Source organism: Alteromonas sp. AWQ4_252 (assembly GCF_056158205.1).
On record NZ_JBSWSV010000001.1, the window covers coordinates 1,355,105 to 1,379,371 of the forward strand.

22 protein-coding genes are annotated in these 24,267 nt (G+C 45.9%); 6 read left to right on the top strand and 16 right to left on the bottom strand.

All coding sequences use genetic code 11. The features are described from left to right. Positions 1 to 13: 13 nt before the first annotated feature. Positions 14 to 1,024, bottom strand: a complete 1,011-nt coding sequence (trpS, locus tag ACXACM_RS05840) for a tryptophan--tRNA ligase (protein ID WP_474820422.1) — start codon at positions 1,022 to 1,024, stop codon at positions 14 to 16. 30 nt (positions 1,025 to 1,054) lie between these two features. Continuing rightward, positions 1,055 to 1,735 (bottom strand): ribulose-phosphate 3-epimerase, encoded by a 681-nt coding sequence (gene rpe, locus ACXACM_RS05845; protein WP_474820423.1) that lies wholly within the window; start codon positions 1,733 to 1,735, stop codon positions 1,055 to 1,057. A gap of 336 nt (positions 1,736 to 2,071) precedes the next feature. On the opposite strand from rpe, the gene ACXACM_RS05850 reads away from it, so the two are divergent. The 3 genes from ACXACM_RS05850 (at position 2,072) to ACXACM_RS05860 (ending at position 3,587) form a co-directional block, all read left to right on the top strand. Then, positions 2,072 to 2,815: a TorF family putative porin gene (locus ACXACM_RS05850; RefSeq protein ID WP_474820424.1), complete on the top strand. Its 744-nt coding sequence runs from the start codon at positions 2,072 to 2,074 to the stop codon at positions 2,813 to 2,815. Between the two features lie 215 nt (positions 2,816 to 3,030). Then, a complete protein-coding gene (locus tag ACXACM_RS05855) occupies positions 3,031 to 3,366 on the top strand; it encodes a hypothetical protein (protein ID WP_474820425.1) in 336 nt (111 codons plus the stop codon). 23 nt (positions 3,367 to 3,389) lie between these two features. Next, positions 3,390 to 3,587, top strand: coding sequence for a DUF2970 domain-containing protein (locus ACXACM_RS05860; RefSeq protein WP_474820426.1), 198 nt, complete (start codon positions 3,390 to 3,392; stop codon positions 3,585 to 3,587). Between the two features lie 29 nt (positions 3,588 to 3,616). Here ACXACM_RS05860 and ACXACM_RS05865 read toward each other — a convergent pair whose 3' ends face one another. The 10 genes from ACXACM_RS05865 to pilM form a co-directional block, all read right to left on the bottom strand. Next, entirely contained in the window at positions 3,617 to 4,489 is an 873-nt protein-coding gene (locus tag ACXACM_RS05865) for a Dam family site-specific DNA-(adenine-N6)-methyltransferase (RefSeq protein WP_474820427.1), read from the bottom strand. A 274-nt stretch (positions 4,490 to 4,763) separates the two neighbouring features. Then, positions 4,764 to 5,216 carry a YaiI/YqxD family protein gene (locus tag ACXACM_RS05870; protein WP_474820429.1) on the bottom strand — a complete coding sequence of 151 codons (453 nt, stop codon included), beginning with the start codon at positions 5,214 to 5,216 and terminating at the stop codon, positions 4,764 to 4,766. Beyond that, positions 5,216 to 7,003 carry an SPOR domain-containing protein gene (locus ACXACM_RS05875; protein ID WP_474820430.1) on the bottom strand — a complete coding sequence of 596 codons (1,788 nt, stop codon included), beginning with the start codon at positions 7,001 to 7,003 and terminating at the stop codon, positions 5,216 to 5,218. Before ACXACM_RS05875 ends, ACXACM_RS05870 begins: the two co-directional genes overlap by 1 nt. Before the next feature lie 73 nt (positions 7,004 to 7,076). Then, entirely contained in the window at positions 7,077 to 8,144 is a 1,068-nt protein-coding gene (aroB, locus tag ACXACM_RS05880; protein WP_474820431.1) for a 3-dehydroquinate synthase, read from the bottom strand. A gap of 25 nt (positions 8,145 to 8,169) precedes the next feature. Next, entirely contained in the window at positions 8,170 to 8,685 is a 516-nt protein-coding gene (gene aroK / locus ACXACM_RS05885) for a shikimate kinase AroK (protein WP_474820432.1), read from the bottom strand. 267 nt (positions 8,686 to 8,952) lie between these two features. Further along, a complete protein-coding gene (locus ACXACM_RS05890) occupies positions 8,953 to 10,734 on the bottom strand; it encodes a type IV pilus secretin PilQ (protein ID WP_474820434.1) in 1,782 nt (593 codons plus the stop codon). After that, positions 10,727 to 11,278: a pilus assembly protein PilP gene (locus ACXACM_RS05895; RefSeq protein WP_474820435.1), complete on the bottom strand. Its 552-nt coding sequence runs from the start codon at positions 11,276 to 11,278 to the stop codon at positions 10,727 to 10,729. The genes ACXACM_RS05890 and ACXACM_RS05895 overlap by 8 nt, the downstream gene beginning before the upstream one ends. Further along, positions 11,275 to 11,883, bottom strand: a complete 609-nt coding sequence (locus ACXACM_RS05900; protein ID WP_474820436.1) for a type IV pilus inner membrane component PilO — start codon at positions 11,881 to 11,883, stop codon at positions 11,275 to 11,277. Before ACXACM_RS05900 ends, ACXACM_RS05895 begins: the two co-directional genes overlap by 4 nt. After that, a complete protein-coding gene (locus ACXACM_RS05905; protein ID WP_474820437.1) occupies positions 11,880 to 12,464 on the bottom strand; it encodes a PilN domain-containing protein in 585 nt (194 codons plus the stop codon). The genes ACXACM_RS05900 and ACXACM_RS05905 overlap by 4 nt, the downstream gene beginning before the upstream one ends. Continuing rightward, positions 12,452 to 13,519 carry a type IV pilus assembly protein PilM gene (pilM, locus tag ACXACM_RS05910; RefSeq protein WP_474820439.1) on the bottom strand — a complete coding sequence of 356 codons (1,068 nt, stop codon included), beginning with the start codon at positions 13,517 to 13,519 and terminating at the stop codon, positions 12,452 to 12,454. The genes ACXACM_RS05905 and pilM overlap by 13 nt, the downstream gene beginning before the upstream one ends. 141 nt (positions 13,520 to 13,660) lie before the next feature. Between pilM and ACXACM_RS05915 the strand changes: the two genes are divergently transcribed. Both ACXACM_RS05915 and ACXACM_RS05920 read left to right on the top strand, forming a co-directional pair. Beyond that, complete coding sequence (locus ACXACM_RS05915) at positions 13,661 to 16,303, top strand: penicillin-binding protein 1A (RefSeq protein WP_474820440.1); 2,643 nt, start codon at positions 13,661 to 13,663, stop codon at positions 16,301 to 16,303. A 52-nt stretch (positions 16,304 to 16,355) separates the two neighbouring features. Further along, positions 16,356 to 18,047 (top strand): NAD-dependent malic enzyme, encoded by a 1,692-nt coding sequence (locus ACXACM_RS05920; RefSeq protein ID WP_474820442.1) that lies wholly within the window; start codon positions 16,356 to 16,358, stop codon positions 18,045 to 18,047. Positions 18,048 to 18,092: 45 nt separating this feature from the next. On the opposite strand, the gene ACXACM_RS05925 is transcribed toward ACXACM_RS05920, so the two are convergent. Beyond that, positions 18,093 to 19,106, bottom strand: a complete 1,014-nt coding sequence (locus ACXACM_RS05925; RefSeq protein WP_474820443.1) for an aldo/keto reductase — start codon at positions 19,104 to 19,106, stop codon at positions 18,093 to 18,095. A 651-nt stretch (positions 19,107 to 19,757) separates the two neighbouring features. Here ACXACM_RS05925 and ACXACM_RS05930 point away from each other — a divergent pair. Further along, complete coding sequence (locus ACXACM_RS05930) at positions 19,758 to 20,267, top strand: YgjV family protein (RefSeq protein WP_474820444.1); 510 nt, start codon at positions 19,758 to 19,760, stop codon at positions 20,265 to 20,267. A 74-nt stretch (positions 20,268 to 20,341) separates the two neighbouring features. Here the strand turns inward: ACXACM_RS05930 and argA are convergent, their stop codons facing one another. Genes argA through ACXACM_RS05945 form a run of 3 tightly spaced genes read right to left on the bottom strand, consistent with a single transcriptional unit; the run spans position 20,342 to position 24,263 of the window. After that, positions 20,342 to 21,655: an amino-acid N-acetyltransferase gene (argA, locus tag ACXACM_RS05935; RefSeq protein ID WP_474820445.1), complete on the bottom strand. Its 1,314-nt coding sequence runs from the start codon at positions 21,653 to 21,655 to the stop codon at positions 20,342 to 20,344. Between the two features lie 7 nt (positions 21,656 to 21,662). Beyond that, entirely contained in the window at positions 21,663 to 23,045 is a 1,383-nt protein-coding gene (argH, locus tag ACXACM_RS05940) for an argininosuccinate lyase (RefSeq protein WP_474820446.1), read from the bottom strand. A gap of 15 nt (positions 23,046 to 23,060) precedes the next feature. Next, positions 23,061 to 24,263 (bottom strand): argininosuccinate synthase, encoded by a 1,203-nt coding sequence (locus tag ACXACM_RS05945; protein ID WP_474820447.1) that lies wholly within the window; start codon positions 24,261 to 24,263, stop codon positions 23,061 to 23,063. Positions 24,264 to 24,267: the final 4 nt, after the last annotated feature.

Consider the following 24,267-nt stretch of genomic DNA (forward strand, 5'->3'; position numbering starts at 1 on the left):
TTAAAACCCTTAATTAGCGAGGACGAGGAATAAAACCGAGCGTGTCATACACCTTATCAAGTGTGACCGCGGCGCGCTCAGAAGCTTTTTCCGCCCCCTGTTTCATCACCGTATCAAGGTAAGCCCGATCTTCGCGGATGGCTTTAAATCTGGTTTGTATTGGCTCTAAAAGACTCACGACAGCGTTGGCTACATCGCCCTTGAGATGGCCGTACATCTTGTCTTCATATTCAGGAACCAACGCATCAATACTTCGTCCGGTTGAAAGGGATAACAGGGTTAACAGGTTTGAGACGCCAGGTTTTTCCTCGGTATCAAAGTATATTCGCGCTTGTTCGTCAGAGTCGGTTACCGCACGCTTTATCTTTTTAATCAACTTTTTAGGATCTTCAAGTAAACCTATAAAGTTGTTTGGGTTATCGTCAGACTTGGACATCTTTTTCTTCGGTTCTTGCAGGCTCATAATGCGGGCACCAAAGTCAGGTATGTAGGGCTCTGGTATGCTAAACATCTCGCCATACAGGTTATTCATTCTGGTAGCTACATCACGAGACAACTCAAGATGCTGTTTTTGATCATCACCCACAGGAACCTGGTTCGCCTGATACAGCAGAATATCTGCAGCCATGAGAGTGGGGTAAGTTAACAATCCCGCATTAATGTTGCTGACGTTTTTTGCTGATTTGTCCTTAAACTGCGTCATGCGATTTAATTCGCCCATTTGGGTATAGCAGTTAAGGATCCATGCCAACTGGGCGTGTTCTGGTACATGAGACTGAACAAATAAAGTGCTGCGCTCAGGGTCAATACCACAGGCCAGGTAAAGGGCTAACCCGTCAAGGCAAGCTTCACGCAGCGCTGCGGGTTCCTGTCTTACCGTAATAGCGTGAAGATCGACCAGCATGTAAAGGCAGTCGTAGTCATCTTGCATGGCAACCCATTGCTTGAGAGCACCCATATAATTGCCTATGGTGAGTTGTCCTGATGGCTGGCAGCCGCTAAGTACGATGGGTTTCTTGCTCATTACATTTTACCTGTTTGGAGATCTTAAAATTTATATTTGCTCGTGGGCTAAGCTCAATGCTTCCCGCATTGAATCAATAACCTGCTTGTAGTCTGGTGCATTGAAAATTGCCGAGCCGGCAACGAACATATCAGCACCTGCTTGGGCGATGGCTCGAATGTTATCGACTTTTACCCCGCCGTCAATTTCAATTCGGATATTTCTGCCACTTTCCTCTACCCGTTGTTTCACTGCCCGCACTTTTTCAAGGGTAGAAGGTATGAACGATTGGCCACCAAACCCAGGGTTCACCGACATGATTAGAATATGATGAAGCTTGTCCATGACGTGATCGAGATAGTGCAGTGGCGTGGCCGGGTTAAATACAAGACCGGGCTGACAACCATTATCTATAATCAACTGCAACGAGCGGTCGATGTGGGCAGACGCTTCAGGATGAAAACTAATATAGCTTGCGCCGGCATCAGCAAATTGTTGTATAAGAACATCAACCGGCGTGACCATTAGGTGCACATCTATTGGTGCTGTGACACCATGTTCTCTGAGAGCCTTACAAATCATCGGTCCAAAAGATAAATTAGGGACATAGTGATTATCCATAACATCAAAGTGGATAACATCGGCACCAGCTGCAAGCACCTTATCAACGTCTTCACCCAAACGCGCGAAATTCGCAGAAAGAATAGAAGGGGCTATTAAAAAGTCTTTCATAGGAAATACCTGTATCTGTGGCGACGAGACGAGGCGGATAATACCCCGTAGCACGACATTTGTCTCGCATTGCTAATGCACCAATAATGTGAATGTGTTCCAGCATGGTGCGATCCATATTGGTGCTTCGCCGATATGCTCCGGAAATAAATTATTTTATGTGAATAAAAACTCATTTTATTCAATTAGTTATTCTATTTTTATTAACATCTTAAAAAGTTGGTCATGTGGGCATTAGTTTTGCGTTACACAGATAAGATGGAAAAAAATCTAATAAAAACAATATAAACACTGATAGCTAAAAACCTATATAAGTTAATAATTTTCGGAGAACACATGAAAACTCGTATTCAAAAAACCTTGCTGGCTGTTGCCGTATCGTCAGCTGCGTTATTTGCTTCAGCGCCTTCCTTTGCAGAACTTAGCGCAAACGTAAGCGTCACCAATAACTACATCTGGCGTGGTTTGACTCAAACAACCAATGATGCAGCTGTACAAGGTGGTATCGATTACGCACACGAAAGTGGGTTCTATGCTGGTACATGGGCATCCAACGTAAACTACGGTGCCGATGATGTTTATTCTTACGAGCACGACCTTTATTTTGGTTTTTCTGGTGAAGCGGGCGATTTCACCTATGACGTAGGTTACTTATACTACAACTACGACGACGAAGCTGACTTCGATTTTGGCGAAGTATACGGCAGCATTGGTTACGGCGGCTTCAGTGCAACGTTATCTCTACTTGCAAATACTGAACACGATGAGACTATGGCTGTTGATGACGGCACTATCGAGCGTGATTATGGCTTTGGTTCAGCGTCATATATTTCTTTAGACTATGCAATGCCTGTTGCATCCGGTGCCGAACTGGGTCTTCACGTTGGTTATCACCAAGGTGACTTCGCCGAAGATTTCAACGGTGTTCCTGATGGATATGCAGACTGGGCAGTCTCAATTGCAAAAGATGGTTTTAGCTTTGCAGTTACAGGCACTGATTTAGACGACTCTGGTGCAGACGCTTACGACAATGATTCTGTGAAGTTTGTTGTAGCTTACGGCATGGATTTCGAGCTGTAACAACACACTGTAAAATATGACGTTGAGAGTAAAAGCCGGGGCACTTAGAGTTCCGGCTTTTTTACATCTACACGTCATACCACTCAACAGATACAATCATCCTGCTGGTCTCAGCGCTTTTTACAAATCCGTTCTGAAGGTCAGGTTAGTTAACACTTGTTCGTAACCCATAAACAGATATACTGTGTTTAAATATTAACCTTGGTGGTCGCAAGATGAATAGCGCAAAAAGCACAACCCTTAGAGATTATCTCTGTAAAAAAACGGCTGTAATAGCGGTGTGTTTGAGCGTAAGTTTGTTTTTAGCGCAAGAATACGCAAGCACTCAAGCTTTAGCAATGTGCGAATTCCATCCTGTTAGTGAAGAGTATGAGCAGGCACTACCTCAGGGGCATCTGGTCACGCAATGTGGCGCTGCAATGGTCAGTGAAGTGAGCTGGCTGGAATGGTTTTCTGGCAAGTCCTCGTCTTATCAGTTCCACTTTTTCGATTTACTCGAATTATTATACGGAAGATCGGAAAGTGTTCGCTCAGTCATAACGAATCACTAGCCCGATAGTCCGGTCTGCCTAATATGGAGCATAACACACCGCCAGGTTTATGGTCTGTGATCCTCAGTGTTTTAGCTAGTGCTTTTGGCGTTCAAAGCCACAGCAATTACGAGCGTGATTTTAAGCATGGCAAAATGGCAAGTTACATTTTAATCGGCGTGGTATTCGTCACGTTGCTTGTGCTTGGCCTGATGCTTGTCGTAAAACTTATCCTCACCTGAATTTCTTTTTCGAACCTTGTCCGCTCGGGCTATTTTACTATGGTGCGTTTTTTTCTTACCTTGGGTGGCGGCAGGTTGGGGTTTGGCGGAAAGAATGCTAACAGCTCTTCTGCGGGTTTGCGCTTTGCTCCGTTTTGGCTAATTGAGCGCTTCACTGTTAATGCCGACATTTCTGCCACCTTGTATAGAGAACGGGTCAGTGCAAGATCGTGATTAGAAATTAGCACTGGGATCCCCCTTACCAATGAAGCGCGATTGGCTAGCGCGGCGAGCTTGTGTTGCGCGTCTATGCCAAAATGTTTTGCTGCGTAGCTTGTAAATGCTGCGGTTTTGCTAATTGGCGCATAAGGAGGGTCACAATAAATTACATTGCCTCTTCTGGCTCTGCTGAAAACTTTTTCAAAGGGTAAACAAGTGAATACCGCCTTCTGAGATTTTTCTGCAAATACCAGCATTTCTTCTTTCGGAAAATAGGGTTGTTTATAGCGCCCAAAGGGAACATTGAATCGTCCGGCCAGGCTATAGCGACAGAGCCCGTTATAGCCATGACGGTTTAAATAAAGGAAGAGGATCGCGCGATAATATTCGTCAGAAGTCTGGTTAAATTCCTCTCGCAATGCGTAATATGTTGCCTCGTCATTGTGGTCGGGGGTGAAAAAGCGAGAGGCATCGTGAATAACCGCGTCAGGCTGTGCTTTTAAAAAGTTATAAAGGTTGATGAGATCGGGGTTGATATCATTAAGCAGATAACGCTTGAAATCGGTATTCAGAAATACAGAACCTGCACCAACAAAAGGCTCTATTAGTCTGTTTCCCGCTGGCAACTTTTCATTTATATTTTCAACCAGACTGTACTTTCCTCCGGCCCACTTCAAAAATGCCCGGTTTTTTTTCTGCTTCATGCTCTTTGAATAATACCTACGCGCGCACCACGAAATTAACGTGAAAAGGATGTTATTAGAAGATTTTCCCAGGCCCGTTGGATTTCAACCTACGAACAGAACCATTACAGCTTGCAACTTTTGTCGGACAATCACGTTGGCTGGTTAATTTAGCCAGGAGAAAATCCGATTAAGAACAATTCCGTAATTGTATCTGTCATCGTTGATCGCCACAACCTGCAATCTTGCGCCCAATGCAGATTGTGACAAAAATGGAGCGATGCTGGTAGTGCCATCAATGGCAATGGGCTAAAAAGCGGTCCAGAACATTGGCAAAGGCTTGTTTTTCTTTTGATGATAATGGCGGGGGGCCTGAGGTTTGTACGCCGCTTGCTCGCATGGTATCCATAAAATCACGGATATTGAGTCTTGAACGGATATTTTCTTTCGTCAATTGCTCTCCACGGGATGTAAGCACTTCTGCCCCTTTGGCAATGACTTCATCTGCTAGTGGGATATCTGATGTAATAACCAGGTCGCCTCTATTCACGCGCATGACGATTTCGTTGTCAGCAATATCAAAACCTTTCTCTACCTGTAAACGCTTTAGCCAGGGAGAGGGAGGAACGCGAATACCGTGATTGGCAACAAAGGTGACCAACACTTTCGCTCTGTGCCCGGCCTTAAACAAAATTTCTTTGATCGCGACTGGGCAAGCGTCGGCGTCAACCCAAATTTGTATTGGCATTAGTTTGCGACAGCCTGCAATTCATCGAGAATATTCTTACCGCGCTTGATAAAAACACCTTCCCGGCCCTGGAACGGAGGTAAGTTGTTTACTTCTGCCGTCGCTGCTGAAAAGGTTTCAAATCGCTGATTATAAATAAGCACAAACCAGTCTCCACCATAGCGCTGAGTACGGTAGATCCAAATATAAGGCTCTAGGTTATTATCAGTAATAAATTCAGCCATCAGTGCTTCATCTTTAAGGCCCGCTAATTGAATCACATAGTCTTTGGCTTCGATCATCTCCGATAGCTGCTGGTTGTCGTAATCATTAGAGCCTGAGAATGTCATGGGTGTTTCAGCAGGTGTCATTTCTTCAATAAGCTCAGGCTCAGTAACCGTCGGTTCAGTCATATTCGGGCCAGATGATGTTTCCATATTGTCAACCGCCTGGGGTGTAGCCTCGCTTACCTGTGGATTTCGAGTTACTGTTATGGCTGGTTCTTCACCAGTCGCAGTGTTGAGCGTTTCTACATCCTGAACTTCCGGCTCTACTTCTTCTACTACTGGTACTTGAGCAATGCTTTCTTCCCGCACTTCTGGCTCGACTTTTTCTGTTTCAGGTGCCGTAACAACATTTTCTTCCTGTACATCTGGTCGTGGAGGAGGTGTTTTTGTCGGCGCTTTTTTCACTGTCATGTCAGAAAACCCTGATGTAGAAAGTGGGTCTTTTGAGACGTTGTAAGTATCTTTTGCTGATACGGAGTCGACTACACTGTCAGCGAATGCGGAATTGTTTGCAGGCTCAGGCTCCTCAGTATTATCTTGGGTTGGCTCTGACGTGACATCTTCAATAAAAGCTAACAAGTCCTCATTATTTTCGTCTGCCTGTTGTTCTTGTGCACCTGTGCTAGTGGAACTTGGTTCATCATCGATTGCGGCCACAGCTTCATCCCAGCTCGTCACCACAGTGTTGTCAGTATTTGTGTTGGTTGAAGGCGGAGCTTGTTTGGCCGTATCTGTTTGTAATTCATTATATGCAGAGCCTGGTTGCACCGATGTTTGGGGTGGGGCTGGTTGCTCTATTGGCGTAAACAATGCGTTGATGTCGTCGCTGTACTGCCAATACACTAAACCGGCAAACACACACAAGAACAGTATGGCGATGAGAGAAATAAATAGTGGAGAGCCCAATGTGCTCGCACTTTTCGTTTCAATGTGCCCTTCATAACCGTCACGGTTTGCCAGATGTTCGTGGAAAGCTTTACGTCGATTCTCAATCATAATATCTAACTCTGAGCCAGGTTGTTGAGCCGCCACTGACTGACTGCTTATCAGCAGAGGCGTTTCGGTATTCTTCGCAGGTAGCCATTTCTTTGCCTTCTCCGCCCACTGGGTTTCACCAAACAACAATACATTGAGGTGTTGTTTGTTACCAGCAAACCGGCTTTGAAGCACAAGATCCCATAATTCCTGCAACAAGGCGTCAGGTACGTGTTCCGCTTGTGTAATTGTAATCAGAATCGGGCCAACATGTTCGTTTAACCCGGCCAGAAGCTCGTTTAGCGGGCGAACATAGCTACCCACAAGGGTACCCAATAACTGTTTACAAAGCTCACGTCGGTAGTCAGACAAGTCCATATCTGGTTTTGCTGACAAATACGCTATTTCCGTTTCGTCATGCTGCTGGAATACAAATGACTCCAGTGTTTTCTTTTGTTGTGCAACGGAATCCCCGCTGACAAAAATCAGTTGTGAAGAATAGTTGACCAGATATTCCAGTCTTTCATGCAATTCAGATTGCACCATTACACCCTCTGTTGCTCACTGCCGTTTCTAACGACTGCAGTGACTGCTCAGCAACCTACCGTTGGCACTGCCGTTAGTTGAGAATCCGGTTCAGGATGTCGTCGTTAACTTCTTTAGTTACCACTGCGTGGCCAATTCCTTTGGGAATGACAAACCGGATGTTTCCGGCTTCAACTTTCTTGTCCCGTCGCATATGTTTCATGTAGGCCTCTTTCGACATGTTGTCTGGGCCTGAAACCGGTAAATTAAATACCTCGAGCAAAGCTTTGACCTGTCGGCTTTCTGACGCTGTCATCCAATTCAATGCTTCTGCTGTTTGACAAGCAAGTACCATACCTGCCGCGACAGCCTCTCCATGTAGCCAATTGCCATAACCTTGCTCAGCTTCTATTGCGTGGCCAAATGTATGGCCAAGATTGAGTATGGCACGTAAACCACCTTCACGCTCATCTTTAGCGACGACATCGGCTTTTATTTCGCAACACCGGTAGATAGCGTCAGCCAAGGTTGTCGGATGGAGCTTTTTCAGGTTATCGGCATGATCATCCAGCCACTTGAAAAAATCTTTGTCGTATATAATGCCGTACTTCACTACTTCGGCCATGCCAGCTGCAAATTCTCTTGCTGGCAGAGTGGATAATGTCTCGGTATCGATAGCAACGAACACGGGCTGATAAAACGCCCCAATCATGTTCTTACCCAGAACATGATTCACCGCAGTTTTTCCACCCACCGAGGAATCAACCTGGGAAAGTAAGGTAGTGGGTACTTGGATAAACGGAACGCCCCGTTGGTACGAGGCTGCAGCAAAGCCGCACAAATCACCTATCACGCCACCACCTAACGCAATTAGCGTTGTGTCTCTGGCAGCGTTCATCTCCAATAAGCGGGTCATAATGACATTAAATTGCTCAAGGGATTTGTACTGTTCACCATCGGGAATGGTGATGGTTTCAACCCTCACATCACCACACGCGGCTTTAACTTTATCCAGGTAAAAGGGAGCGACAGTATCATTGGTGACAATCACTGCCAAAGGACCCTTGATGAAGGGTTTAAATAACTGTGGTTGAGAGAGTAGACCCGCTTCAATGAGGATCGGGTAGCTACGATCTCCGAGTTCTACAGTTAACTTCGACATCACGTAGCTCCGTTCTAAATGTTACTTATAATCCAATTTTACTGATGATCTGGTTTGCAACTGCACGTGCAGACTGATCGTCGGTATCTACGATGTAATCTGCGACTTCTTCGTACAATGGGTTGCGTTCATCGGCAAGATCTCGAAGGATCTGTTCAGGCTCACCCTTCTGCAGCAGCGGACGGCGTTTGTCGCGCTGAGTGCGGGCAACCTGCTTGTCGATAGTTGTTTGCAGGTAGACCACAATACCACGTGCAGACAACCGATTGCGTACGGCTTTGTTTGTTACAGAGCCACCACCCGTTGCCAACACAATGCCTTGCATGTCCGTCAAATCATTAATGACGTTTTCTTCGCGCTTGCGGAAACCGTCTTCACCTTCCAAATCGAATATCCAGGTAATATCTGCGCCGGTACGGCGTTCGATTTCCTGGTCGGAATCATAAAAATCAAGGTGGAGTTCGTCTGCAAGGTGTCTGCCGATTGTGCTTTTACCGGCACCCATTGGGCCAATCAAAAAGATATTACGTTTTTCAGCCATATTTGCTTATATCACAACTTTTATACTGTTAAGGGTAGGTGTCTTGCTTCTTCGCTACCCGTTCACTTGCGTCTGTCATTAGTACTAACGGACACAAAACTTAAGACCTCGCTTTATTTTCGAGAGCGCGATTATCTCAGTTTCACCGCTAGCGATGCAAGTTTTGTTGCACTTTTAATCTATCAATTTAGAAAACAGTAGCTTATAAAATGCCTAAAAGGGCTTTAAACAGCCCTTCTACTCAAATTTTGACTTTAGAGAGTCATTTTACAATGATTCAGTGACAATTTTGGGCGTTACAAAAATTAGCAGCTCCCGTTTTTGGTAAACCGTAGAGGTATTTTTAAACAGATTACCCACTACAGGCAAATCGCCGAAAAGTGGAATTTTTGTAATGTCATCGGTATTGGTTTGCTGGAAGATACCACCCAATACCACAGTTTCACCATTGTCTACCAATACCTGAGTCTTAATTTCCTGGGTATCAATAGCGACTGCTGGCCCAGTTGGCGTTGTAACTGTTTCCCCGCGGGTGTCCTGGGTGACAACTAAATCAAGTATAATCCGGTTGTCCGGCGTAATATGAGGCGTGACTTGCAAACTCAATACGGCCTTCTTGAACTCTACAGATGTGGCACCACTTGAGGTAGCCTGCACATAAGGTATTTCTGTACCCTGTTCAATGTAGGCTTCGTGTTGGTTAGCCACAGTAATTCGCGGACTGGCGATGATTTCGCCTTTGTTTTCCGATTCCAATGCAGAAAGCTCTAAATCGAGGATGGTACCATCCACCAATTCAGCTATTTGGAACCCAATCCGCCCGGCGGATGTACTGGAAACCGGTAAGTTTACATTTAGTCTGTTATCTATGGACGGTACGACGCCCGACGACGCGGAATCTGCACCTTCAATGGAGCCAGAAATTGCACCATTGCTTTGGGTATCAGTAAAGCCCCAGCGCACGCCTAACTCTTCATCTACATTATCTCGCACCGTAACCATACGGGATTCAATCAGAACTTGTTTCACTGGAATATCCAGCGCATTAACAACGTCTCTTGCCTCATCGATGGAGAACTGGGTATCGCGTATGAGTAACGTATTGGTTCTCTCGTCTACAGTTACCGACCCACGTTCAGACAGAATACCGCCATCCTGAGATTTTAAAATCGCAGCGAGTACTTCTGCTTTCGCATAGTTTACTGTGATATTAGCCGTTTGCAGGGGGGCCAAATCTGATTTCTGTTTAACTGATTGTAATTGTGCTGTTTCTCGTGCTGTAAGCTCCTCGGCAGGGGCAACCAGCAAAATATTCCCCTCCATTCGCTTATCAAGTCCTTTGATTTTGAGGATCATTGCAAGGGCCTGATCCCATGGAACACCTTCTAAGCGAATCGTGACATTCCCGGTGACGGTGTCGGTGGTTACCAGGTTAAAGCCATTAGTTTGCGCGATGATTTGCAGTACCTGGCGTACAGGCACATCCTGAAAATCAAGGGAAATTGGTTTGCCCGAATAGGTCGTGTCCTGATCCAGCTCCGCCAACTCTTCTTTGGACATTGGCTGAATTTCAATACGTAGTGTATCACCCTGTTTGCGATGTCTTGCCAGTACGTTACCGTCGTATTGAATAACGATTGTGGAATGGTCGGCTTCTTGAAAGGTTTCGATTGTATTAACGCTGGTACTGAACTGGGTAACATCCAGCTCTACCAGCTGGTTATCGGCAAGTTGTGTTTCAGGAAGCATAATAGTCAGGCGCCCCTGTGCTTCTATGAGTTGCGCGTTGACAATATCGTTATCAAAAGAAAGTGTGGTAACGGCAAGGTTACCGCTTTCACGGGAAAAGTCGATGTTAGTCAGTGTGGTAGAAAAAATTTGTTCTTCTTCTGCATACGGATCTACCAGTACGGCATCTGTTTGTTGCACTGGTGCCGGAGCCGGCTCCGCTAAAGATACGCCCGCAAAAAAGGGCAACAGGCTTCCATAAACCCAAACCCATTTTCTACTCCGCAGAAATAGGTTATTGAATACGTATCGCTCAGACATTGTTATTATCTCCTGCTGACGTGTTCATCGTCAGCGTGGTTTTTTCCCGTTGCCAGCATCCCGCTCCATCGGGCAGCAATTGTTCAATAGTTATTGCGTCATCACCAATATGTGTGATTTCACCATAAAACAAACCTACGTGATTCCCCTTTCGGGCTTTCAAAAGCGCACCTTCGGTTGTCTTAAACAATACCCAGCGTACACCTTGCGTGCTAAATGTGCCAGATAACGTTAAAGAATCAAGACCATACTTCTCTAATTTTTCTTTTTTTCGATCAAAATCAGGCTGAATACAGTTATTTCTTGTGGCTGCTGCAACCGGAGAAGTGCGGTCTTCAGGTCGGGCAAAAGGGCTTCGAAATGAACTTGCTGCGTACTTAAAAGCCGGCTGTGAAGTAAATTCAGGGTAAGGATCTACCTGAACGACTGTCGTGGCTTTTACCTGGTCTGTGTAGGCTACCAAATCGTCGAGCTTCGGTGCGCAGGCACTACAAAGCAAACAAAGAGTCAGCGCTGGGAAAAAACGAAGGTTGATGGTAATCACTGTTTTTCCTCCGGCTGCCCCGACATCGATGTGCGGTAGGTCTTGGCCTGCATTTGTAAATTGAGTCTATTGCCTTCATGAATAATTTCAAAATCGTGAAGGGTAACAATGCGGGGCAGGTCAGCAACTTCTGAAACAAAAGCCCCAAAATTGTGGTATCCGCCAGAAACTTCAATTTCTATGGGTAATTCAGTATAAAACTCTTTGGGAATTTCCTGCTGCCAGTTTAACAACTTGAATGTCAGGCCCGAGGTAGTGCCCACGTAAGTAATGTCGTCGAGTAAGCCTGGGGTCTCGTTACTCGTAGGCAAAGAACGAAGCATAGTCGAGAAGTCAGCTTCTATTTGTTTGAGTTGCTCTTTGTACGCGTTTAAGTTAACGGCGATACGATATTTTGCCTGAAACTGCAATTTCAGCTCCTGCTCTTCAATTTCAGCCTGATCTAAAACTGGCAGCTTGGGTTTAACAATAAACCAGTAGCCCAACGCTCCTACTACAATTATGACAAACAAGGCGACAACAATTTTCACTTCTTTTGACCAAATTGCCACCTGGTCAAAATCGAGTTCGTTGAGTTCCTTTAGCTTGCTTACGTCAAAACTCATGGCTTGGCTCCTGTTGGTGCCTGTTCCAGCCTGGGAGATACACTGGGACTAATAAAAAACGTTAACGTAAAATCGCTTACCGCGTCTCGTGCGGATGTATCCGCCTTTATGGAAGAGAGTTCGCCACCCGTGAAAACTTCTGAATTTTCCAAACGACGCATAAAATCAGATAGCCTGTTATTCGAATCACTTAAGCCTTGAATTTCAATACTGTTGCCTCTGCGTTTCATTGACAGGAAAGACACGCCGGCAGGAACAATTTTAGCCAGCTCATCGAAAACAGATGGCGCTACGTTCCGACTAATTTGAAGCTGTTCTATTAGTGCCATGCGCTGTTCGATGGCTTTTTTACTTTCTTTGATTTTTTGGATTTCAGCAATTTGGCTATCAAGAGCCGCTATTTCTCTTTTGAGATAGTTATTGCGGGAGTTTTGATTGTTGATTTGATTGTCGATGGCCTGGCCAATAAGCCAAAACACAGCGCCAACCAGCATGGCGACGCCTAACAAACTGGCCAAATAATTTTGTTTTTGTTGTTGCCGTTGTTTTTCCCGCCAGGGAAGTAAGTTTACATGTGCCATTCGCTAAAACTCCGGCTGGCTAACCCGGCAGCAAGTGCCAGTTGTGGTGCTATTTGATTCAATCTATCTAGATTTAGTTTGGGGTTGATAGTCATGTCTTCAAAAGGGTTAAATACATCAACTTCCATGCCGAGATCCTGTCGAAGCGCTTCTACTAAAGAGGGAATGGTAGCACCGCCGCCGCATAATAATATTCGCTGTGGCCTTTCTGCATGAAGAGTAGAAACGTACATTTGAATGGCGCGGTTTATTTGTTGTTGCAAGTTAGCTGCGAAAATCGGCAGGGTATCTTGTTCCCAATTACCGGGAAGTGAGCCAGCTAGTACTTGTTTTTCAACTTCTTCAGCATCCAGCATATTTATGGCCGCAAGATCCTGCATCAGCATATTTGTGCCAAAGGCGTGTTCCTTTGTATAAATAACTTCTCCGCTCTGCCACACACAAAGTTGCAGCAGTGACGCCCCCAAATTGATACAACACACCCGTTCGTCTTCGCTTTCAATGGGGTTAAAATAAAACAACGCATTGCCTAACGCGTAGCCTTCCATATCGACAATTTTAGGCTCAAAGGGAATTTCTCGAACAAGTGTTATACGGCTGTCAACCATGTCTTTGTGGGCTGCGGTAAGTAACACATTGTTTTTACCGGGATGGGATTTACTTGGTCCTAGCTCTTCAAAATCCAGATAAACCTCTTCCAGCGGGTACGGGATCAGGCTGTCAGCTTCTATTTCAATTTGGCCCTCGAGCTCGAAATCTGTTTGATCAGGGTCCATGTGCACGACTTTACTTAAAGCGGATGATCCTGCAACGGCAATAGAGACAGACTTAACTTTTGTTTTTAATACTTTTTTAATTTTTTTCAGAGTGAGACTCACGGCATCGAAATCTTTAATTTCCCGTTCGGCGAAAGCTCGCTTTACAATGGATTCACAGGCATATGCCTGAAGCACGAACCCCTTTGCCGTGCGTTCAATAAGAACAGCTTTTATTTGACGCGTACCTATGTCGAGGCCCACAATAGGCGGTAACTTTTTCTTAAACAGCGATTTCATCTGTAGACGTCCGAATCTCGAAAATTAATGCTCTAAAGTAGAATGTATCGTAAAACATTTAAACTGTATGGTTCTATTACCGGTACATAGGTATAATTTTTTCGGCCTAACTGACACAACACTCTGGGTAATTGTAACCTCGTGAAGTATATTAAACCCCTATTTTTACTGATAATTATAGGCGGCGTTCTTGGAATTGCCGCACTAACTGGTATTTATTTTTATATCAAATCTGACCTGCCTAGCGTCACTGTCCTGAAGGACGTTCGTTTGCAGACACCTATGAGAATTTATACTCAAGACGGAAAATTGATTTCTCAATATGGAGTTAAACGGCGAATTCCAGTAAAACTTGAGGATGTACCGGAAAAATTAATCGAAGCTGTCATCGCTACTGAAGACAGCCGTTTTTATGATCATCACGGAATCGACCCCATCGGCGTTGTAAGAGCGGCAATAAACCTGGTGATCACGGGGGAGAAGCAACAGGGTGCCAGTACATTAACGATGCAGTTAGCCAGGGGCTTTTTTCTAACCAGGGACAAAACCTTCATTCGAAAAATTAAAGAAGTGTTCATTGCGATTCATATGGAACAGGAATTGTCGAAAGAGGAAATTCTCGAACTTTATCTGAATAAAATTGAATTGGGTCACCGGGCTTTCGGATTTGGTGCCGCAGCGCAAGTCTATTACGGTAAGAACTTAAAGGATCTCACCCTGGCGCAATTAGCGACGATTGCCGGGTTACCGCAGGCGCCATCTGTACTTAATCCTGTTAGCCGGCCCGAGCGCTCGGTGGAGCGCAGGCGCATCGTTTTATTGCGTATGCTTGATGAAGGCTTCATAACCAAATCTGAATTTGACGAAGCTGTTTCTGCGCCGGTGACCGCCAGAAAACACGGCGCTGAAATTGATGTGGATGCGCCTTATCTCGCAGATTATATTTATAATGAAATGGTTGAGTTGTATGGCAAAGAAGAAGCAGAAACCGGTGGATATCAGGTTTATGCTACCGCACCTGCAGAAACTCAACTGGCTGCCCAACATGCGGTAGTGCGCAACCTCCATGATTATGACGAGCGACACGGCTATCGAGGGCCGGTAACGTGGTTGTGGAATCGTCCTGAAGAGGCAAAGACAGCATCTGATATCCCGCAAATTGAATCAAAACCAAAGGGCGACTGGACACTCGATGAAATCACATCCACCCTGGATAGTATTCCTCATTTCCATCCTCTGGTGCCGGCCGTTGTCACAGAAATTGAAGAAAAGTCAGCAAAGGTATTAGACCTTAATGGGCAATCAATAGCACTTACCTGGGAAGGTTTAGACTGGGCCCGACCTTACATCACTGATTCACGGCAGGGTAAAGAACCTGCTGTGACAAGTGACATATTATCGCCAGGGGCAGTGGTGTACATCCGCAAAGAAGACGATTTATGGAAGTTGTCACAGATACCTGCTGTAAGCGGGGCTCTCGTCGCCCTTAACCCTCATAATGGTGCAGTACAGGCTGTGGTGGGCGGCTACAGTTTTTACCAGAGTCAATTCAACCGGGCGACCCAGGCAAAACGTCAGGTTGGTTCGAATATCAAACCCTTTATATATTCTGCCGCTTTAGAAAATGGCTACACACTGGCATCAGTAATCAATGATGCGCCGATTAATCAGTGGGATGCATCGACAGGAGTAGCCTGGCGTCCGCAAAATTCGCCTCCTGAATACGATGGACCTATTCGTATGCGGGTGGCGTTGGGCAAATCCAAAAACGTGGTTTCTGTGCGCTTAATGCGCGGCGTGGGGTTACAAAGAGCCAGAGAACATTTGGCAAAATTTGGTTTTGACCCTGATGAGATCCCTAATGACGAAACGGTTTCTTTAGGCTCAGGCTCACACACACCCCTTGAAGTTGTTAGGGCGACATCGGTGATCGCCAACGGCGGCTTTCTCGTCACGCCGTATTTCATTGACCGGGTGGAAAACGAGCTGGGTGAAGTGCTGTGGAAAACAGAACCAACCTGGGCATGTGACCCTTGCCACGACGAAGAAGGCAATGTCATTGAACATGAGGAAAACCTTGAAGCGTTACTTGAAGTGCAGTTGAATAAAGAAGGTGGTCTGGCTGCCGCTATTCCGAGTAACGGGGCTGACTCACCAGAAAAGCGTTCAGCACCTCAGGTTATTAGTGCAGAAAATGCATTTCTTGTTGCTGATATGATGAGAACTGGCGTGCGCGCAAATGGCAGTTGGAACAAGAAAACTTATTGGATGGGAACCGGTTGGCGGGCCCGTAATATTTTACAACGAGACGATTTGTCTGGGAAAACCGGTACTACTAATGATGCCCGGGATACGTGGTTCAGCGGATTTCATAGGGATATCATCGCAACTGCTTGGGTCGGATTTGACGACATGAATCGAAATTTGGGCAGAGCTACCCGAAATCAAAACCTGATAAACCGCAATCCGGAAAAATTCAATTGGTTTGGAAATGCTATGATTGGCGGTGAAGATGGTGCGAAAGCTGCTGAGCCTGCGTGGATCAGGTTTATGCAAAAAATGCTGGATGGTGTTGCTGAACAGCCTATGTCGATTCCCGACGGAGTGGTACGAGTTCGTATAGATCGAACCACAGGGAAGTTGACCAGACGCACAGACCATACGACACTATTCGAATACTTTAAGCAGGGCACTGAACCGAAGGTATTCGTACTCGAAGATGAAGTGGTTGACCCAGCTCAAGGTGACGAAAATTCAGCGCCCGAGCCAGAGGAAATTTTTTAGGCGAGAACTTTCTTTAGTCGGGCTAAATTGCTAACAATAAATCGGAAAAACAATGTCAGACGAGTCAAACCGATATCTATATATACCCCACGCTGGCCCATCATTACTGGAAACGCCCTTGTTAAACAAGGGCAGTGCCTTTACGGCCATGGAACGTGCGTCGTTTAATCTCACAGGCTTGTTACCGCCTAGGTATGAGTCTATTGAGGAGCAGGTTGAACGGGCTTTTTTACAATACAGTTCTTTTGACGATGCGCTGAATAAGCACATTTATTTACGTGCTATTCAGGATAACAATGAAACCTTGTTTTATCGCCTCATTCAGTCTCACATTGAAGAGATGATGCCCATTATTTACACGCCTACCGTAGGCGATGCCTGTGAACAATTTTCCGACATTTACCGCAGTTCACGGGGATTGTTTGTGTCCTGGGAAGAGCGTCATCAGTTGGATGATATTGTTCGCAATGCCACTAAACGCAAGGTCAAAGTCATTGTCGTTACTGATGGAGAACGAATTTTAGGCCTGGGTGATCAGGGTATAGGAGGGATGGGGATTCCAATCGGAAAGCTGTCACTGTATACCGCTTGTGGAGGTATTAGCCCTGCTTATACATTACCGGTAATGCTCGATGTCGGCACCAACAACGAAAAATTGCTTAATGACCCAATGTACATGGGGGCCAGACACCCTCGCATCGGGCAGGAAGACTACGACGAATTCGTAGATATGTTTATTAAAGCGGTGAAGAAGCGCTGGCCTGAGGTAATGATTCAGTTTGAAGATTTTGCCCAACCTAATGCCATGCCATTACTTAAACGGTACCGCAACGAAATTTGTTGTTTTAACGACGATATTCAGGGCACAGCAGCGGTTACATTGGGTACTATTCTGGCAGCATGTCGCACCACGCAACGCAAGCTGTCGGAAATGAAAGTGGTATTTGTTGGCGCGGGCTCTGCGGGGTGTGGTATCGCAGAAATGCTCATCCAACAAATGGTCTCAGAAGGGCTTTCTGACGCTCAGGCTCGCCAACAAGTGTTTATGATTGATCGCTTCGGTCTGGTAACGGAGGGAATGGAAGGACTGCGTGATTTCCAGCAGAAGTTACAACAAACCAAGCAGCACATTGAAAATTGGAGCTTTTCTGGCGATTACCCATCACTGTTGGATGTAATGCACTGTGCTAAACCTGATGTTCTCATAGGTGTATCCGGGCAGCCCGGGCTATTTACGGAGCAGGTTGTCCGGGCAATGAAGGCCAATTGTGAATTACCCATCATCTTTCCACTAAGTAATCCGTCTCGTCAGGTTGAAGCCCGCCCTGAACAAGTTATCGAGTGGACAGAAGGCGAAGTGGTAATCGCTACCGGCAGCCCTTTTAAGCCAGTTGAATACAATGGGAAGCGCCTTCCCATCGCACAGTGTAACAACAGTTATATTTTCCCCGGTATCGGTCTGGGTGTGATTGCCAGCAAAGCTAAACTCATAAGTGATGAAATGTTGATGGCGGCAAGTAACGCGTTAGCCGAAGCATCTCCCTTAGCAAATACTCAGCAAGGTGGTTTGTTACCACCGCTGACTCAAATTGCATCACTGAGCAGAGACATAGCTTTCGCAGTAGCTAAAGTTGCCATGGCACAGGACCTGGCACTTGAAATGTCAGATGAAGCATTAAAAATTAGTATTGATAAGAACTTCTGGCAAGCTGAGTATCGTCCGTATAAGCGTGTGAGCATATAAACTATAGTATCTCACGATGTCTGGCCGTGCCTTGGCACGGCTTTTTTATTTTAGTATGTGCTCAATAGCCTTGAGTTCTTCGTCGCTGAAATGAGTATTACTTAACCCCATAACGTTTTGCTTAAGTTGCTCTGCACTGCTTACTCCCACCAACACTGAAGACACGCGCCGGTCTTTTAAGAGCCACGCTATGGCCATGTCACTCAACGACTGTCCTCTTGCCAGGGCGATTTCATTTAATGATTTAATCCTAGGCAGTTGTTGTTCTACGGTTTCTCTTTGCAGGTAAGTCATAGGGCTGTGAGCTCGGCTCCGTTCTGGGATGCCGTCGATATATTTATTGGTTAACATACCCTGTGCAAGCGGACTAAATGCAATACAGCCAACCCCCTTTTGCGCTAATGTATCTAGTAGATCATCTTCAATCCAGCGATCGAACATAGAGTACCGGGCTTGATGAATTAAACAGGGTGTTCCCAGTGAATCTAAGATTTCTATCGCTTCAGCTGCCATTTCGGCAGGGTAGTTAGATATACCTACATATAGGGCTCTGCCAGAACGCACAATATAATCCAGCGCACACATGGTCTCATACAATGGCGTTTCTGGGTCTGGACGGTGGTGATAGAAAAGATCTACGTAATCAAGTTTCATGCGTTTGAGACTTTGATCCAGACTGTTTATCAGGTACTTTCGAGAGCCAAAATTCCCAAAAGGGCCTGGCCACATGTCATAACCAGCCTTACTTGATATAAATAATTCATCTCTGTAGGGACCGAAATCTGTATTGAATAAGCGGCCAAAGTTCGTTTCTGCAGCGCCATAAGGCGGGCCGTAATTGTTGGCAAGATCGAAATGTACCACGCCTAAATCAAATGCGGTGCGAAGAATGTCCTGCCCTTTTAACAAGTTATCAGCGTGACCAAAATTGTGCCACAGGCCCAATGAGATGAGAGGTAGCGAAATACCGCTGTTTCCGCAGCGTTTATATACCATTTTCTCGTAGCGGTTCGGGTCAGGTGTATAAAGGTGATAGCCGGATTTGTCGTTAATTTTCATAAATAATTACCTGGTGACAGCTGAGAACACATTGAGGCATAGGAGCTCATCATACTGTGGCACCTTAATGCAAGTATTCCATGGCTATCAGTTAAAGCAAAAGATGAAGTGCCGAGAAATAGCGTTACCGTCGGTATATGGGTACATGCAAATACCAAGAGCAGTTGAAGCTTCTTAAAATTTACCTGCATATTGTTCAATTAATCATCAATTTGTGCGGTAAAACGATTGTTGTCCGTTATTTTTTTCTTAATCCCTCTTAATTCGAAAGGCAGAAGCGCTGAAGCAGAGATATCTGTATCGCGCGTCTTCGTCTGGCTACGCCTCAGGCTCTCGCTAGGGGTTAAGATAAATGTGAATTTTCATAAGGTATTGAAATTATTGCTATAAGTCGAAGTGGTATATTCTTTGAAATAGCTATTATATACGAAGGTGTTGATTATTGTTTGCGTTTTTACTGTCAAAGAAAGTTATGTTGAACACAACACCGTCAGCACAATTAGCTTTGACGAGCCTGTTTGCGGACAAGGGAATGTCCGCTCTTTTATTCCACATATGAAATGAAAGATGATTAGAAAGTGAATGTCTGTTGCGCATCCGTTGCAGCGTTGATAACGTTTCCCGTTTGTAACGCACTTTGTCTTTTTATCTATGACGCTCCCAGAATTTGATGGTGTTCAGGCACTGGGCTTTCTCAGTTTCGCACTTGGTATCGCCTGTTTTTACCAACGAGATGATCGGCGCCTAAAAATTTTGTTGGTCATCATGAATATCAATAACGCAATACATTTTTATTTCTTGAATGCGATGACGGCCGCAGCAGGGGCGATACTGGCAGTCTTGCGTACGGGGGTCTCCCTGAAGACAAATTCCAAACAGGTGGCTTTTTTCTTCATTGTCGTAGCATTTACATGGGGCGTATTCCTCGCAGAACAGTGGGAGGATATGTTTCCAATCTTGGGGAGCTGTGTCGGAACTTACGCAGTATTTTGTCTGCATGGCATCACCATGCGCATTGGATTTATCGTAGGCGCACTTTGTTGGTTAACCAATAATGTACTGGTGGGTTCAATGGGTACTGCATTGCTGGAAGCCACACTTATTTTAGTGAACCTGGTGACGATCTGGAAATTAAGATATCGGCCTGGTACTACTTCGTAAAACAAACTTGTCTACTTTGTCGTGTGCCATAACCGGCACACGACAAAGTAGACTGCATCACCCCGCAAAACACATCAGGTAAGTGCAAGCGTGAATATCTTCGAATTGCGCTGAAAGTTGTAAAGCTCTTTTTTCGCCTGTGGAAGCTCGCTTAAATCAGACGGACGGAAACCATGCTCTAAAAACCAGTGTGCTGTTAGTGTTGTTAATACAAACAGTGTGTGAATGCCCGCATCTAATGCCCGGCGTTTCACTTCATCCAGAATGCGTTCTGCGCGGCTTTTGCCCCGATAATCAGGGTGAGTAACCACACAGGCCAACTCTGCTTTTCCTTCGTCTGGATAAAGAAACAGAGCTGCGCAGGCTATTATCATCCCATCGCGAACAATGATAATGAACTGATTGATTTCATTTTCTAGACGTTCACGAGAGCGCTTTACTAATGCACCACTTTCTTCAAGAGGTTTTATCAAATTGATGATGCCGCCCACGTCTTCGATGGTCGCACCCCGCAGCTGTTCGTAGTGATGCTCCAGTACCAAAGAGCCGGCGCCATCACGAGTGAAAAGTTCCTGCAGTAACGCGCCGTCGGTTTCATAACTGATGCAATGCGCGCGAGGTACGCCGGCTGCAACACTGGTTGTCAGGGCGCTAAGTACGGTATTTTCTGTCTGTATTTGTTCTTCAAATATCAACTGTTCTAACTGTGGGCGTTCGATGGTGCGCAGTAGCTTACCATCGTTGTGGCGAATGCCGTCGTCCTTTGAGAAAACAATTATTTTATCTGCTTTCAGTGCGATGGCAGCCTGTGTTGCCACATCCTCATGGGACAAGTTGAATACTTCGCCCGTGGTGGAATAACCCATGGGCGAAAGCAATACAATAGAGCCATCGTTCAAGTGATCGCTTATACCCGTAGTATCGATGCGGCGAACCAGTCCGGTACTTTCAAAGTCGACGCCACCGCGCACCCCCATGGGTTTGGCAACGACGAGATTTCCGGTACATACCCGAATTTGTGCACCGTGCATGGGAGAATTGGGTAAACCCATTGTGAGAAGCGCTTCAACGTGACTTCGCACTGAGCCCGCGGCGTCTTTGACACATTCCAGCGTTTGTCTGTCGGTAATGCGCACACCATCCTGGAAACGGCTTTCAATACCGCGCAAACCCACGCGCTCGTCAATTTGTGGCCTTGCGCCATGGACAAGCACTAATCGCACACCTAAGCTGGCAAGCAAGGCGATATCGTGAATAATGTTGGCAAAGTTATTTTGCTCTATGGCTTCACCGCCAAACATCAGCACAAAGGTTTTTCCTCTGTGTGCGTTAATGTACGGCAAAGAGCTTCTAAACAGCTTTATACCGTCATGATGAGCTAACACCATTACTGTATTACTCCAGCTTGTCCAGATTCTCCAGTTCCTGATACAGTGCTTTAGTCACTGTTTCATGACTGGTTCCACCTAAAATATTGCGTTGATTAACGCCATATTCCAGTTGCAGGACCGGATATACATCGTCGCCAATAACGTCGCAGATGGCTTGTAAATCAGCCAGCGGCAGATCTTCTATGGCGCAGCCCTTGTCGATGGCTGCCAGCACTACTTTACCGGCGATATCGTGACCAGTACGGAAAGGAATGCCTTTCCCAACAAGGTAGTCGGCCAACTCTGTGGCGTTGGCAAAGCCTTGTGTCGCTGCTTCACGGCATCGCTCTTCATTAAGCGAGAGTGAATCAAGTACTTCCACTGCAATACACAAACAAATATGCCATTGGTTGACGGTATCAATAGCGCCTTCTTTGTCTTCCTGCATATCCTTGTTGTATGCGAGCGGTAGGCCTTTCATAGTGACCAGCAGCCCCTGAAGGCTGCCAAATACGCGGCCGCATTTGCCACGCATTAATTCCAGCGCGTCCGGGTTCTTCTTCTGAGGCATCAGTGAGGAACCCGACGTTACAGCATCGCCTAATTGTAGAAAGCCAGCTTCGCCGGAGTTATAGAAGATAAGATCTTCTGCCATGCGTGAAATGTGCATCATACTGGTAGATGCACAAAACAGTAGTTCCAGCACAAAATCCCGATCTGACACTGCATCTAAGCTGTTGAGACAGGGAGAATCGAAACCTAACTCTTCAGCCAATGTTTCACGATCTACCGGATAAGTCGTGCCAGCCAGAGCACCAGAGCCTAACGGACACTGATTCATGCGTTTCTTGAGGTCTCGCATACGGTCGAGATCTCGTTTAAACATTTCAACATAGGCCAGACACCAGTGTGCGAAATGAATGGGTTGTGCCCGTTGTAAATGGGTGTACCCGGGAATAATGGCCTGCTGGTGGCGGCTAGCAGTGTTAAGCAGAGATCGAATTAACGCTTTTAAGTCAGCTTTTAATGAATCAACATGCTCGCGTACCCATAAACGAAAATCTGTAGCGACCTGATCGTTACGACTGCGGCCAGTGTGCAGTTTACGACCAATATCACCAAGTTTGTCGATGAGTGCAGCTTCAACAAAGCTGTGAATGTCTTCTTCTTCACTGGCGTCAAAATCCAGTTCGCCGTTTTCCGCTTGAGCTTTGAGTTCAAGCAAAGCTGATTCCAGCTTTGCCTGTTCGTCTTCTGTCAACACGCCGGCTTTTTTAAGTCCGCGAGACCAAATAATGGACCCCTGCAAATCCTGCGTTGCCATTACCCGATCGAAGGGCAGGGAGTCATTTACCTGCCTGAACATATTACTACTACCTGCCGCGAAACGGCCGCCCCACAATGCCATGATATTCTCCTGTGACTACTGCTTTTTCAGCGCTTCAATGCGGCTGGACAAGCTGAACAGGCGAATAAAGCCTTCAGCATGACTCTGGTCGTATACATCGTCTGCACCAAAAGTCGCGAAGTCTTCTGAATACAGGCTGTTAGGTGAACGACGTTGGGTGACAGTAGCCTGACCTTTGTAAAGTTTCACAACAATGTCGCCGGTCACGCGTTTTGCGAATGATGCAGCACCTGCGAGCAGTGCATCGTTTAAAGGCGTAAACCAACGGCCATCATACATAACGTGAGAATATTCAAGGCCAATTTGCTCACGGTATTTAAAGGAAGCTTTGTCTAAAACCATGGTTTCAAGCGCTTTATACGCCTTTAGCAAAACAGTGCCGCCCGGTGTTTCGTAACATCCGCGGGATTTCATACCCACAAGGCGGTTTTCTACAATGTCAATGCGTCCAACGCCATGGGCCGCTGCAATGGTGTTTAATTTAACCAATGCCTGGTAAGGAGACAGGGCTTCATCATTTACTTTGGTCAGTTTGCCTTCTTCGAAAGACAGGGTCACGCGCTCAGCTTCATTTGGCGCATCTTCCGGGTCGACCGTAAGGGTCCATACCCCTTTAGTCGGCTCTTGCCATGGATCTTCAAGCTCGCCACCTTCATGAGAAATATGCCATGCGTTTGCGTCACGGCTGTAAATTTTGGTCGCTGATGCCGTAGTAGGAATATTTCGCTCTGCCAGGTACGCCAGCAAATCTTCACGGGATACCATGTCCCATTCACGCCATGGCGCAATTACGTGAAGCTCAGGTGCCAGGGCTGCGAAAGTACTTTCAAAGCGGACCTGGTCGTTTCCTTTACCCGTACATCCGTGGCACAACGCGTCTGCACCAACTTTACGCGCTACTTCCACCTGGGCCTTAGCAATTACCGGACGCGCCATTGACGTACCCAACAGATATTCGCCTTCGTAAACCGCACCCGTGGTGATAGTAGGGAAAATGTATTCGCTAACAAACTCTTCTTTAAGGTCGACGATGTAGCATTCACTTGCACCTGAAGCGATGGCTTTTTCGTGCAAGCCTTCAAGCTCTTCTTCGCCCTGACCAACGTCAGCTGCAAAAGCAACAACTTCACAATCATAGTTTTCTTTAAGCCATGGAATGATGGCCGAGGTATCAAGCCCGCCTGAATAAGCGAGCACTACTTTGTTAATTTTTTTCATTAAA